Below are 12,242 nucleotides of genomic sequence, written 5' to 3'. Positions count from 1 at the left end.
CCCTAATTTATAAGACATTCCCCAGTGTCTTTGAACAGCTTCCATCCCTAATTAAATTGACATAAATTGTCCCCTTCCTTGACCATCTTATAAATGATGGTCTTATTTTTTGTCTTTCTATCTTTTATTTAAAACTCCCTCTCTCTTTCACCCTATGTTCACATGAGAGTCACACCTATCTTTTATAGTATATGTATCGAAGTTGTTCCTCCCTAATTTATAAGACATTCCCCAGTGTCTTAAAGCAACTTCCATCCCTAATTAAATTGACATAAATTGTCCCCTTCCCTTGACCATCCTATGTGATGGTCTATTTTATTTTCCAAACACAAAATAAGTCTATCTACACTTAAACAAAAAATTCAGAAAATATTGTAAAATTAAGTATTTTTTCGGTATAATTACTTTAGAAAGAAATTTCGCAAAAACAAAAGGGGGATTTTATTGAAACAAACAAAAGCAATCTTAATCGCATTATTTCTAGGTCTAGTTGTTGGACTCACTCTAAATTTAGCTGCTCCATCTATCTTTGAGCCACTAAATCAATATGTGTTCAACCCAATTGGTCAATTGTTTATTCGACTTATTAAAATGCTAGTTGTTCCCGTTGTGTTCATTTCTATCGTACTTGGTGCTGCCGGTCTTGGAGATCCGAAACAACTTGGAAGAATCGGTTTAAAATCAATTTCATTCTTCCTCGTAACAACTGCGGTTGCCATCTCTATAGCGGTTACATTTGCACTTATTATAAAACCAGGAGCTGGCGGTAATTTTAAAACAGAAGGCCTTAAGTATGAAGGTGCAAAAACTGAAACATCTTTCGTCGACACATTGCTAAATATCGTACCAGATAACCCAGCAAAAGCGATGGCTGACGGAAACATGTTACAAATCATTGCCTTTGCCGTATTGATTGGACTCGGTATAGCTATTTTAGGAAAACGAGTTCAAGGTATCCATTCATTACTTGAACAGGGCAACGAATTAATGATGTATCTTGTTAATATCGTTATGAAATTAGCCCCAATTGGAACATTCGGTTTGCTCGCTTCATCCGTTGGTAAAATGGGTCTTACAGGCGTCGCTGCGATGTTCAAGTATATGATTGTCGTTATGTTAGTACTCATTATTCACGGGGTCTTTGTATATGGCGGCTTATTAAAGGTATTAGCAAAAGAAAGTATTGTTCGTTTCTTTAAACATTTCGGACCAGTAATGGCAATTGGATTTAGTACATCTAGCTCTAATGCATCGCTTCCATTTGCAATGAAAACAGCACAAGATAAACTTGGCGTTCCAAAAGCGATAAGCTCATTTGTACAACCACTAGGGGCAACTATTAATATGGATGGTACTGCCATTATGCAAGGGGTAGCCACTGTATTTATCGCTCAAGTATACGGTGTTGAACTTACATTACCCCAATTAGCTATGGTTGTATTAACTGCTGTACTAGCTAGTATCGGTACTGCTGGTGTACCTGGTGTTGGACTTGTAATGCTTACAATGGTTTTAAATCAAGTAAATCTGCCAGTAGAAGGCATCGCTTTAATTATCGGTATTGACCGTATTCTAGATATGTCTAGAACAGCTGTAAACATTTCTGGCGATGCAATTTGCGCAATGATTGTCGCAAAATCAGAAGAAAAATATAATACGGATCAATCGGCAGCATCTTAAATCAAAAAAGGAGTGAATTATTTCACTCCTTTTTTGATTTACTCCCTTTTTTAGAACGATATTCTTTTCCTTTATTATCATTACCAGTTTCAAATTCAGTGCTAAATTCCTGATTAAATTGGCCGGACTTTGGTGACCCTTGATTACCGCTCCCTTTACTACCGTTACGATTCGTCATACTTCTCCCTCCTTCCTTGTATTAGTAGTATGGCGCTCTATCTTTTTTCATACACATTTTATTTATTAACATCTATTACACACGAAAGAAGATCTCCCATATATAAGGAAGATCTTCTATTTCATCACGTAAACGTTTTCTTGTTTATAATCACTTAAATAAGTTTTTGGGAAATTGAAATCATTACATTCATTTCATCTTCTGAAAGTGCAGAGAATCTTTCTTGTAAATATTGTTTTTTCGCATCTTCCATTTTCGAAACTAAATCTTTCCCTTGTTCTGTAATCTCTAAATACACAACTCGGCGATCTGATGTAGAACGTGAACGAGTTACAAAACCTTTATTAATTAATTTTTCTGTAACAGCTGTAATATGACTATTCGACACATTTAATTCATTTGCTACACGCGATACCATTTCTTTATTCGTACGATTTAATATTCTCAGAACGATGAATTCATTCCACGGTATGTAACCACCGAATATTTTTCCAATATCATTACGCAACGTGCGAAACATAGCAAACACATTTGTCGATAGTTCTTCCATTAATTGCTCTCGATTTTGAGACAACTTTGACAGCTCCTTTTATTTCATTTAGTTAAATAAAAACCTTATTAATAATTTTACATGAAATCTTACTTTTTGTCACCTTATTTTCCCATAATTCGTAGTTTTTTAATATGTATTTCATGATAAAACGAAGTCACCTTTCAGAAAAAGGGGGTATTTTAATGCATGAGAAGGAGAGGTTCTCAAATCTCAGCCTAAAAGATAAAACAATTATCATTAGTATTATTGCTCTTTTTCTCATTATAGTTTTTGCATTTATATTTTTTGTATATGTAGGAATCTTTCAAATTACAGGTATAGCGTATAGTTCACGTACTACTTTACTTCTCTTTTTTATTAATCACTTTCTTAGATAGTATTACATTATTTATTTTCAGTTTCTTCAAAGCGCTGCTATATCCATTGACTCAAAACATGCCAAATTTGATTTCTATCACTCTTTTCTCATTCATTGAAATTACACTAGATTGGTTCGTCATTCATACTGCTGATGATTGGATAGAAAGCGTACAAATGTCTAACTTAACTGAATTATGTGTCGTACTATTCTTTTTTCTATTAAATAAATTATTAAGTGACAAGAAAGAGTAAGAATACAAGTTTTTCTATATAAAAATTGGTACAATGAAAGCAAATCTTACTAAAGAGGTGTTAATTATGAACTTACAACAATGGGCTGATAAAGGTATGTCCTTTGATACATATGTGAATGAAATGAAAGTAAACCAATACGAACTACTACACATTTACAATAACTTTTTAATTCCAAATGAATTACTTCCTGTATTAGAAGAACGTCAAAATGATGGCTGGCGTGTTATCGTATTAACTGCTGATTGGTGTGGCGATGCTCTTTTATGCGTACCTGTTATGAAACGCATTTCTGAAGTTGCAAATATTGATATGAGTTTATTAATTCGCGATGAAAACTTAGAATTAATGGATCAATATTTAACAAATGGAACAGCACGTGCGATTCCAATCTTTATTTTCATTGATAAAGACGGAAATGAACAAGCTGTTTGGGGACCACGCGCTCCAAAAGTACAAGAATTAGTAACTTCAATGCGCGCTACATTACCTGAAAAAGAAGATCCAACATTCGAAGAAAAACAAAAAGAAATGTATGCTAATTTCCGTGCTACATTAGCTGATGATACTTCTCTTTGGGAACATGTAATGGAAAACATGATGGAAAAAGTAGTAAAATAAAAACCTGCCGAGCTCGGCAGGTTTTTTATTTTACAAAATTATAATCCTTTTTTCTGAGAATATGCGGCATCTACGCACTCTGCTAGACGCTCTATCTCCCCCATATAGACTCCACGAGTCATCCACCCAGTCAACTTATACATAATCTTATATAAAAAATTATTCGGTTCAAATTCTATAATTAAAGTAAGTGATGTGCCTTCTTCATCCTCTTCTAACATATAAGTTGCGACTGTATAGCCTTGCTTCATTTCACATCCAATTGATACGATATAAGGTGCTTCACACTCTAAAATTTCTGCCTCAAACTCATATATTTTCTTACCCATCTTTTGCACAGATATATATTTATCCCCTTCACGAGGATTGTTTATATCTACATTTGGAGGATACCTGTTTTCTACCATAAAGGTACTCCATTCCAATATCTTCTCATCATTATTTACATAATCAAAAACGACATCAATTGGTGCTGGAATTACTATTTCTATTGCAAAACTCACTAAACTGCTCCTCTCAAATACCCTATAAATTTTATTTATCCCGCTATTTGCCGGGCAGTAAGACCCCCACCTCAAAATTCAGCGTAAGCAAAGAAGTTAGGTGGGGGGCGGGCTGCCCGTAAAAGCCCGATTGGTTTAACTAATAAAATCATTATGTCATATTTTACATAGTGAAATACAAGTAAATGAGAGCGAAAATTTTATTTTCTCCTCCTATAAAAGAAATCCCCTATAGAATAGACTTTTTTCAAGTGTCTATTCTATAGGGGATTACCGATAATTTATTCTTACATAATGAAGAAATAGAATACCGCAGCTAAAATGAAACGATAATAAGCGAACGGTGTTAGTTTTACACGAGATAATAATTTCAAGAATGAAACAATTGCAAGCATCGCAACAACGAATGCAGTTACAAATCCTGTTACAAATAGCGTTATATCTGCTGAGCTTAATACATCCCAGCTTTTAATTAAATCTAAGCCACTTGCAGCTACCATCATCGGTACCGCTAAAATGAACGTATATTCAGCTGCCGCTGTATGCGACACGCGAGCTAATAAACCACCACTTATTGTAGAACCAGAACGAGAAAATCCTGGCCAAAGAGCTAAACATTGGAACATTCCAATTGTAAATGCCTGTTTATATGTGATTTCATCTAACGTTCTTGCTGTACTTGGTTTCGAAAACTTCTCAGCAACAATCATTAAAATACCACCGGCTACTAAGCTAATAACAACTGGTCCTGGACCAAATAAAACCTCTTTAATAGTGCTATGGAATAATACGCCAAGTACCCCGGCAGGAATCATCCCGATAATAATATGTAATAAATTTAACGATGGTCCGTCTGTTACTTTACCTATTCCAACTAACGACCATAGACGCTTCCAAAATATAACAACAACTGCTAAAATCGATCCCAATTGGATAACAACTTCAAAAACTTTCGCTCTCTCATCGTTAAATCCAATTAAATGTCCTGTTAAAATCATATGTCCTGTTGATGATACTGGTAGAAACTCTGTTAACCCTTCAACAGCACCCATGATTAAACCAATTAACCAATCAGCCACAAGTAGTGCCTCCTTAATAACAAATAATATGTAATTTTTTCACACCTTATCATAATACCTTATCCCTTTTCAAAGTGCATCCTTTTTTTATTGGCTTCATATGTTGTAGGCGCGTATTTCTTTTCTAATCTTTGATTAAATTGTATGATAGTAAGAGTTTGTTTTTTTATACGGAAAGGGGATTTTATGAAAGAAACTACTTCATTCTCACAAAAGTTAAAGCAATTTGTATTACTATTTTTTCCGATTTTCGTAACGCAAATGTCATTATTTGCGATGAGTTTTTTTGATACAACAATGTCAGGACATGCAAGTCCAACTGATTTAGCAGGTGTTGCAATTGGAACAAGTATATGGATTCCAGTTAGTACGGGGTTAACAGGAATTTTAATGGCTACTACTCCCATTGTTGCACAGCTCGTTGGATCCAAGAAAAAAGAGGACGTTCCCCACGTTGTCATACAAGCAGTTTATTTAGCAATTTGTGCTAGCTTCGTTGTTATCCTCATCGGTTTCTTCGTCGTTTCACCTATTTTAAATGGCATGCGCTTAGAAGAACCTGTGGAACGTATTGCAGCGCAATTTTTAAGTATTATCGCAATAGGAATTATACCTTTATTCACTTACACTGTTTTACGTGGATTTATTGATGCATTAGGAAATACTCGAACAACGATGATTATTACATTACTATCATTACCAATTAACGTAATATTGAATTACCTATTAATTTTTGGTAACTTCGGTTTCCCAAAGCTTGGTGGTGTCGGAGCAGCAATTGCTTCCACTGCAACATATTGGTGCATTTTAATTATTACAGTCATTATTATTCAGACGAAAGAGCCTTTTGCCTCTTTCAACATTTTCAAACAATTATACCGACCTTCTCTTTCGAGTTGGACAGCATTCTTAAAACTTGGCGTCCCTATCGGATTTGCTATCTTTTTTGAAACAAGTATTTTCGCTGCGGTAACGCTCATGATGAGTAATTTTAGTACGACAACTATTGCAGCTCACCAAGCAGCTATGAACTTTGCTTCCTTGTTATATATGACTCCGCTAAGTTTAGCAATGGCAATGACTATTGCGGTTGGATTCGAAGTTGGAGCAAAACGTTACAATAATGCAAAACAATACGGACTGATTGGAATTGGATTAGCCCTTGCCTTTGCTTTATTATATTCGATTCTTCTCTACTTTTTTGATGATCAAATTGCTTCTATTTATACGACAGATGCAAAAGTTCATCATTTAGCAAAAGAATTTCTTATCTTTGCAATTTTATTTCAAATTTCAGATGCAATTGCAACCCCTGTACAAGGAGCTTTGCGTGGTTATAAAGATGTAAATGTTGCTCTAATTATGACTTTAATTGCTTATTGGATAATTGGTCTACCACTAGGTTACATATTAGCAACGTATACAGAATGGGCCGCGAAAGGCTATTGGATCGGTCTTATTATCGGTCTAGCATTTGGCGCTGCCTTCCTACTTATCCGTCTTTTTCAAGTACAACGAAAATATATAACACAAAACAGCCGCTAATAATAAAGCGGCTGTTTTCTTTATGCATATTTTTTCTTGTAACGTATACGATAATGAAAAAGAAAGGTGGATACATATGGACGAAAAAGAAAAAAAGCAATCATTCGATGAAGAATTTGCCCCTGAAATTTCACCTGGGTATCGGCAAGATGTACATAAGCCACCTAAATATAAAAACACTTCGTTTTTAATGGGCATTACCATTTTCGCTGCTGTATTACTCATACTTATCATTTTCGTTTATTTTTGATGAAAGGTGGCTTATTATATGAAGAAACAAGATTCCAATCGTTCAAAAAGAACTGTTAAAGCACAAAAAGAATATGCAGGAGATTCTGTTCATACCCTTAAACAAGTCGAGCAAGGAAATTTATATATTGCTCAAAAAGAACTTGGTCAACAAAATGAAAATCTTTAAAGGCCCTTGATTCCTTGAGGGCTTTTTTATTCCGCATTAAGTAGTACATCTCCAAATGTTCTATTCAGCAATGAATTTCCTTTATTGTATGCGCTGCTTTTGTTCTAGCACCATAAATATATTATTAACCTTTACAATTTTCACTTCATAATTCAATTTCATTTCGCTTCTCTTACCATTTTCAGTACCCACAACATACGCTACAGCTTGATAGAGAAAACTCTCATCTGTCTCTTCACGTATCTCCTCGTTTGTAAATTTATACTCTAAATCTTGAAAACGATTTGGATCATAATTTCCCATTAATTGTTCATACCCTCTATTTAAAAATATTTCTTCACCTTTTCGTTTTACATCTTCTTTATTAGTAAACTCAAATACTGATAGTTGCTCGGTCACAAAATACTCTCCTACCTTTTGCATTTCATTATGAGTTAAATTTTCTATACTTTTGTTCTTTAACTCCTTATTTAATTCGTACTGATCAATCGGTTTAAAGGTAGCAAAAACCTCCTCTTTATATGACCAAAACAATACAAAAGCGATACATAGAGAAATGATTAACAGTCTTTTTTTCGTAATACTCCCGCCCTTCTTCATAATGATAGCTATATTTTAACATATAGAAAGAAAATTCTGATATCATAAAGTAGAATAACTTAACTCAGAAACGAGGAACAATTATGGACTCTTACAAACATTATATAAAAGAAGCTTTGCCTAATCTTTCTATACATTCATATAAACAAAATGAAGAAGGATGGGATAATGTAGCAGTTATAGTAAATGATGAGCTACTGTTTCGTTTCCCGCGAAAACAGGAATATGCAATGCGAATTCCACTAGAAAAAGAACTATGCACAATTCTCACTCAATCACTACAAGAAATCGAAGTTCCACAATATCAGCTAATTTATAAAAATGAATCTGATGAGGTTCCTCTTTGTAGTTACTATACTCTCATTCATGGTGAACCATTAAAAACAGAAACCGTTGCCAAACTGGAGGATACGGAGCTTCAAGCAATTATTACACAATTAGCTACTTTCCTTGCGGTACTACATAGTATTCCTTCACACCAAGTTACAACGCTATGTTTCTCTATTGAAAAAACATGTACCTACTGGAAAGAGCTACAAACAAAATTAAACCAATATCTCACTACTAACCTTACTTCATTACAGAAACTAGCCTTAAATCGCTTATTTGAAAATTTCTTTGCATGTTTAGATACGTCCACTTTTCAAAACACAATCATTCACGCTGATTTTACACATCATCACATTTTATTTAACAAGCAGAACAAAAGCATTTCAGGTGTTATCGATTTTGGTGATGCGCAAATTGGCGATCCTGCTTTTGATTTCGCAGGACTATATTATGATTTCGGACATGAGTTTACTACATCTGTATATGAACAGTACAGTACACTTATTTCTCATCATGACCCATTACTCATTCATCGCATTACTATCTTTTATCAATACAGTCCTTTACTACATAATATTATTTATAACTTTGAGTCAGAGAATGAACTCGAATTCATTACAGGTACAGAACAGCTAAAAACGATATTACAGGGATGAGATTACATTCTCTCCCTATATACTCTCTCCTCATACATCATTAACTTTTTATCCATTTCAACAATAACTTTATACAATTGAAATGCCTGTAAAATTTGCAGTTGAATTTCAAAAGGAGCATTTTGTTCTTTTAACCATTGAAATACTTTTGTTTCATCTTTCATTGATTATTCCTCCCTTTATCCCGCTATTTGTGGGTAGCCCGATTAGTGAGGACTGATAATCAGTGGGTGATGGACACCCCCCCCACTGATTAAAGTTTCACTTTATTAAAGTCTGCTACAAATATACCGTAAATGATGAAAAGCTTTTCATGTCAATAACAAAAAAGGATGCAAAGTTGCATCCTTTAATGAACTATATTTTTCTTCTGTTTCGCTTCTTTCTTTACTTCTTCGCCTTGACATTCACTACGAAACGCACAACTTATACACTCAGAACGAAAATGACGCTCTGTATAATGCTCCGGTTGTTGCAACATTTCTTTCATTCTAGATAAATCAGCCATTCCAGATATAATATCTTCCTGTTTCGGAATGTACTCATACTTAGTTCCTTCTATTAAATTAATAACTTCAATTTTTCCTGGAAGAACGCCGAAAGCTTTATAACTGAATACTGTCATTAGCTTCTGACAAAGAGCAAGCATTTCCTCATCTGCATCGACAACATACTTTTTAATTACAAACGACTCAGCACTCCACTCACCAACTTCAAATGTCAATGACATGTGGACACCTAACTCTTCCATATATGTTTGAAACTTCTCGTATAAAAACAATGGTGGTGTCTGACTATCATCCTTTTCAACAAACTGTAATAAGTGATCCGTTAGCTTCGCTAATACAATATAGTACTCCGTCTTCGAAGCAAACATATTAATCCTTACTTTTTTCCAATACTTTTCTATTAATATTAAAAGTACAATTTTCGTTTGTTGACCCGCAGGTAGCGTGTAATACTCGTTAATAATTTGATTGACAATCATTTGTGCTATTTGTTGCCATTCAAATGAAGAAGGTTCTCTTCTTTTTATATGACGAAAATAAAATTTATGCGGACAACGCATAAAATCATACAAATGATAATCTGTCATCGTTTTGATTGAGATTTTCTCATGCACTTGCTCTTCATCTCCCTTCTGCCATTAAGAAAGGTGTTTTACAAATTCAGCTCCAAACTGTAAACATTTTTCTACATCTTCATCTTCTGGCGTTAATTCTACTTTTAGTCCTTCTAACACAACTGCTGCCCCGCGCTCTTGTAGCTTTTCTATTAAAATGTCAACTGCCACTCCGTATTTCGGATAAGCCGAATCACACGATCCGAATACTGCTGCTTTTTTCCCAGTTAAATCAATAGAATCCATTGCATCATAAAAATCTAAGAAATCATCAGGAAGATCACCATCTCCCCAAGTGTATGCACCTAAAATAATTCCATCATACTGTTCTAATATAGAAGCTTCTGGTGAATCCATAATATCAATAACTTCAATTTCATTTTCTGTTTCACGAATTACGCCGGCAATATGGTCAGCCATTTCCTCTGTATTTCCACTCATACTTGCAAAAATCATTACTAACTCACTCAACTGAACCTCTCCCTTTACTTTGTATCTCTTTTTCTGTTTGAATGCTCTTCTTCTCATCTACATATTCAGACCGAATTACATTTCTTTGCCATTCCATATGCTGATCAACATCTTTATTTTTATCTTTTAATCCCCTCCGCAGAAGGTGAAAATTTTTTCTCATTAACATGTCGCATCCATCCCATTGATAATAATTATCAATTTCAACTACATTTAGATTAATTGACATTGATTATCAATGTCAACAACTATTTTTAAAAAAATGATTAAAATGTACAAGCTTGTCCGTTAGCTATTCATATACTATGAATGAGCATAGTTCTTTCTCAGCCCTCTCTGACGGAAAGAAATAAAAGCAACTGCAATAGAGTGCAGTTGCCTTTTTTTGTTTTTCTATGATTTTAGTAATCTTATAGTCGTCTCTAAAAATAGCTCCACTCCACAAATTAATGCTGATTCATCCACGTCAAATTTCGGATGATGATGTGGATAACAAGTATATATATTTTCATTACCTGTTCCTAATTTAATGAAACAACCGGGTGCTTTTCTTAAATATGCTGAAAAATCTTCCCCACCCATAGAAGGTTCAAGCTTCACAACACGCTCATTCCCAAACAAATGTAGTGCACTTTCTTCTACTATTTTCGTAATATATTCATCATTAATAACCGGATCATATCCATATCGATACGTATATGTATACGATCCTCCATGTGCTTCTGTAATTCCTTTCACAATTTTCTCGATTTTCCCTTCTGCTTCCCCCCTCAATGCTTGATTAAATGAACGAACGGTTCCCATTAAAGTTGCTGTACTAGGAATAATATTGTCAGCCGTTCCCCCATGAAATTGTGTAACTGAAATAACCCTTTGCATAAAAGCACTCGTATTTCTTGATACGATATGTTGTAAATTTGTAATAATCTGTGCTCCGATAGCAATAGGGTCTATCGTTTCTTCTGGCCGCGCCGCATGTCCTCCTTTGCCTTGAATTTCAACTGTAAATACGTCTGGTGCCGCCATCATCGGCCCATACGCAATTCCTATCTTTCCGCTTTCTAATCCAGACATAACATGTAAACCTATTACATAATCAACACCGTCCATTACACCTGCCTCAACCATTTCTTGTCCCCCACCGGGATACACCTCTTCTGCGTGCTGAAAGAATAGACGAATCTCACCTGCAAAATCTTCCTTTATATTTGATAGCACCTCTGCTGTGCTTAATAAAATAGCTGCGTGAGCATCGTGCCCACATGCATGCATCATTCCTTTATTCACAGATGTATAAGATTTACTTGTCTCCTCTTGAATTGGCAAAGCATCTATATCAGCTCGAATCGCAATTACTTTCCCTTGCTTCACACCTCTTTTAATTGCTAGTACACTATACTTCGTCGGTCTCGTTACTTCAAAAGAAGAAAATGAGCATAATGTATCATATATAAATTGCGAAGTTTCTTTTTCATGAAATGATAATTCCGGATACTTATGGAAGTGCCTTCTCCATTTCACGATATTTTCTTCCGAAATTAGATTCTTCCACACTCTATTCATGATAATTTCCTCCTTTTCAAAATAACTAGAAATTTAAAAGTTTACTCCATCTTGAATGATTAATAAAAACAAATACTGTATTTTTACGTATTCTTATAGTCCACTTTTATGTATTCACACAATCTCCTTTCTATTTACATGTCAAACCCATTACAAATTCATGCTGAATGTAATATAATTGCTAAGTTAGGGATTTTCTTTTTTAGTATTTAGTGCTAATATCAAAAAAGAGCCTTTTGACTTATTTTTACCTAAAATGTGGGATTTTGTTTTTTTCACAATAATGTAGGACATGATACCTACAAAGAGC

16 protein-coding genes and 1 pseudogene are annotated in these 12,242 nt (G+C 34.5%); 7 read left to right on the top strand and 10 right to left on the bottom strand.

Going from position 1 to position 12,242, the window contains the following annotated elements:
* Nucleotides 1-444 precede the first annotated feature (444 nt).
* Nucleotides 445-1,680: a dicarboxylate/amino acid:cation symporter gene (locus MR143_RS20525; protein WP_000814805.1), complete on the top strand. Its 1,236-nt coding sequence runs from the start codon at nucleotides 445-447 to the stop codon at nucleotides 1,678-1,680.
* A gap of 22 nt (nucleotides 1,681-1,702) precedes the next feature.
* On the opposite strand, the gene MR143_RS20520 is transcribed toward MR143_RS20525, so the two are convergent.
* Both MR143_RS20520 and MR143_RS20515 read right to left on the bottom strand, forming a co-directional pair.
* Complete coding sequence (locus MR143_RS20520) at nucleotides 1,703-1,858, bottom strand: hypothetical protein (RefSeq protein WP_000184928.1); 156 nt, start codon at nucleotides 1,856-1,858, stop codon at nucleotides 1,703-1,705.
* A 154-nt stretch (nucleotides 1,859-2,012) separates the two neighbouring features.
* On the bottom strand, nucleotides 2,013-2,432 hold the full coding sequence (locus MR143_RS20515) for a MarR family winged helix-turn-helix transcriptional regulator (RefSeq protein ID WP_000081444.1): 420 nt from the start codon (nucleotides 2,430-2,432) through the stop codon (nucleotides 2,013-2,015).
* Nucleotides 2,433-2,593: 161 nt separating this feature from the next.
* On the opposite strand from MR143_RS20515, the pseudogene MR143_RS20510 reads away from it, so the two are divergent.
* Nucleotides 2,594-3,023, top strand: a pseudogene (locus tag MR143_RS20510) (YrvL family regulatory protein).
* A 33-nt stretch (nucleotides 3,024-3,056) separates the two neighbouring features.
* The gene (locus tag MR143_RS20505; protein ID WP_003300531.1) at nucleotides 3,057-3,644 is read left to right on the top strand and encodes a thioredoxin family protein; all 588 of its coding nucleotides are present in this window, start codon (nucleotides 3,057-3,059) and stop codon (nucleotides 3,642-3,644) included.
* 38 nt (nucleotides 3,645-3,682) lie between these two features.
* On the opposite strand, the gene MR143_RS20500 is transcribed toward MR143_RS20505, so the two are convergent.
* Entirely contained in the window at nucleotides 3,683-4,147 is a 465-nt protein-coding gene (locus MR143_RS20500; protein WP_000006434.1) for an SRPBCC family protein, read from the bottom strand.
* A gap of 287 nt (nucleotides 4,148-4,434) precedes the next feature.
* Nucleotides 4,435-5,226, bottom strand: a complete 792-nt coding sequence (gene uppP / locus MR143_RS20495) for a bacitracin resistance undecaprenyl-diphosphatase (RefSeq protein ID WP_000796266.1) — start codon at nucleotides 5,224-5,226, stop codon at nucleotides 4,435-4,437.
* A gap of 186 nt (nucleotides 5,227-5,412) precedes the next feature.
* Between uppP and MR143_RS20490 the strand changes: the two genes are divergently transcribed.
* The 3 genes from MR143_RS20490 (at nucleotide 5,413) to MR143_RS20480 (ending at nucleotide 7,189) form a co-directional block, all read left to right on the top strand.
* Nucleotides 5,413-6,771 carry an MATE family efflux transporter gene (locus MR143_RS20490; RefSeq protein WP_074594821.1) on the top strand — a complete coding sequence of 453 codons (1,359 nt, stop codon included), beginning with the start codon at nucleotides 5,413-5,415 and terminating at the stop codon, nucleotides 6,769-6,771.
* A 76-nt stretch (nucleotides 6,772-6,847) separates the two neighbouring features.
* On the top strand, nucleotides 6,848-7,021 hold the full coding sequence (locus tag MR143_RS20485) for a hypothetical protein (RefSeq protein WP_000343558.1): 174 nt from the start codon (nucleotides 6,848-6,850) through the stop codon (nucleotides 7,019-7,021).
* A gap of 18 nt (nucleotides 7,022-7,039) precedes the next feature.
* Nucleotides 7,040-7,189 (top strand): hypothetical protein, encoded by a 150-nt coding sequence (locus MR143_RS20480; protein ID WP_000743735.1) that lies wholly within the window; start codon nucleotides 7,040-7,042, stop codon nucleotides 7,187-7,189.
* Nucleotides 7,190-7,270: 81 nt separating this feature from the next.
* Here MR143_RS20480 and MR143_RS20475 read toward each other — a convergent pair whose 3' ends face one another.
* A complete protein-coding gene (locus MR143_RS20475) occupies nucleotides 7,271-7,789 on the bottom strand; it encodes a biotin transporter BioY (RefSeq protein WP_089149032.1) in 519 nt (172 codons plus the stop codon).
* Between the two features lie 83 nt (nucleotides 7,790-7,872).
* On the opposite strand from MR143_RS20475, the gene MR143_RS20470 reads away from it, so the two are divergent.
* Nucleotides 7,873-8,775 (top strand): aminoglycoside phosphotransferase family protein, encoded by a 903-nt coding sequence (locus MR143_RS20470; protein ID WP_000378987.1) that lies wholly within the window; start codon nucleotides 7,873-7,875, stop codon nucleotides 8,773-8,775.
* Between the two features lie 2 nt (nucleotides 8,776-8,777).
* Here the strand turns inward: MR143_RS20470 and MR143_RS20465 are convergent, their stop codons facing one another.
* From MR143_RS20465 to amaA, 5 genes are all read right to left on the bottom strand, one after another.
* Nucleotides 8,778-8,939, bottom strand: a complete 162-nt coding sequence (locus MR143_RS20465; RefSeq protein ID WP_000651086.1) for a hypothetical protein — start codon at nucleotides 8,937-8,939, stop codon at nucleotides 8,778-8,780.
* Nucleotides 8,940-9,124: 185 nt separating this feature from the next.
* Nucleotides 9,125-9,898, bottom strand: a complete 774-nt coding sequence (locus tag MR143_RS20460) for a hypothetical protein (protein ID WP_000544573.1) — start codon at nucleotides 9,896-9,898, stop codon at nucleotides 9,125-9,127.
* A 24-nt stretch (nucleotides 9,899-9,922) separates the two neighbouring features.
* Nucleotides 9,923-10,369, bottom strand: a complete 447-nt coding sequence (locus MR143_RS20455; RefSeq protein WP_199717703.1) for a flavodoxin — start codon at nucleotides 10,367-10,369, stop codon at nucleotides 9,923-9,925.
* The gene (locus MR143_RS20450; protein WP_000929023.1) at nucleotides 10,362-10,538 is read right to left on the bottom strand and encodes a hypothetical protein; all 177 of its coding nucleotides are present in this window, start codon (nucleotides 10,536-10,538) and stop codon (nucleotides 10,362-10,364) included. Before MR143_RS20450 ends, MR143_RS20455 begins: the two co-directional genes overlap by 8 nt.
* 224 nt (nucleotides 10,539-10,762) lie before the next feature.
* Nucleotides 10,763-11,932 (bottom strand): N-acyl-aliphatic-L-amino acid amidohydrolase, encoded by a 1,170-nt coding sequence (gene amaA / locus MR143_RS20445; protein WP_001082782.1) that lies wholly within the window; start codon nucleotides 11,930-11,932, stop codon nucleotides 10,763-10,765.
* Nucleotides 11,933-12,242: the final 310 nt, after the last annotated feature.

The organism is Bacillus cereus group sp. BfR-BA-01347 (assembly GCF_022663835.1).
Lineage (GTDB): Bacteria > Bacillota > Bacilli > Bacillales > Bacillaceae_G > Bacillus_A > Bacillus_A thuringiensis_K.
This window is presented reverse-complemented; position numbering and strand designations above follow the sequence as displayed.

What these genes read in the sequence shown, in the direction of transcription:
- MR143_RS20450 (WP_000929023.1), bottom strand. Translation starts at nt 10,538, where the DNA reads ATGTTAATGAGAAAAAATTTTCACCTTCTGCGGAGGGGATTAAAAGAT.
- amaA (WP_001082782.1), bottom strand. Translation starts at nt 11,932, where the DNA reads ATGAATAGAGTGTGGAAGAATCTAATTTCGGAAGAAAATATCGTGAAA.
- MR143_RS20490 (WP_074594821.1), top strand. Translation starts at nt 5,413, where the DNA reads ATGAAAGAAACTACTTCATTCTCACAAAAGTTAAAGCAATTTGTATTA.
- MR143_RS20480 (WP_000743735.1), top strand. Translation starts at nt 7,040, where the DNA reads ATGAAGAAACAAGATTCCAATCGTTCAAAAAGAACTGTTAAAGCACAA.
- MR143_RS20475 (WP_089149032.1), bottom strand. Translation starts at nt 7,789, where the DNA reads ATGAAGAAGGGCGGGAGTATTACGAAAAAAAGACTGTTAATCATTTCT.
- MR143_RS20465 (WP_000651086.1), bottom strand. Translation starts at nt 8,939, where the DNA reads ATGAAAGATGAAACAAAAGTATTTCAATGGTTAAAAGAACAAAATGCT.
- MR143_RS20485 (WP_000343558.1), top strand. Translation starts at nt 6,848, where the DNA reads ATGGACGAAAAAGAAAAAAAGCAATCATTCGATGAAGAATTTGCCCCT.
- MR143_RS20520 (WP_000184928.1), bottom strand. Translation starts at nt 1,858, where the DNA reads ATGACGAATCGTAACGGTAGTAAAGGGAGCGGTAATCAAGGGTCACCA.
- MR143_RS20505 (WP_003300531.1), top strand. Translation starts at nt 3,057, where the DNA reads ATGAAAGCAAATCTTACTAAAGAGGTGTTAATTATGAACTTACAACAA.
- MR143_RS20470 (WP_000378987.1), top strand. Translation starts at nt 7,873, where the DNA reads ATGGACTCTTACAAACATTATATAAAAGAAGCTTTGCCTAATCTTTCT.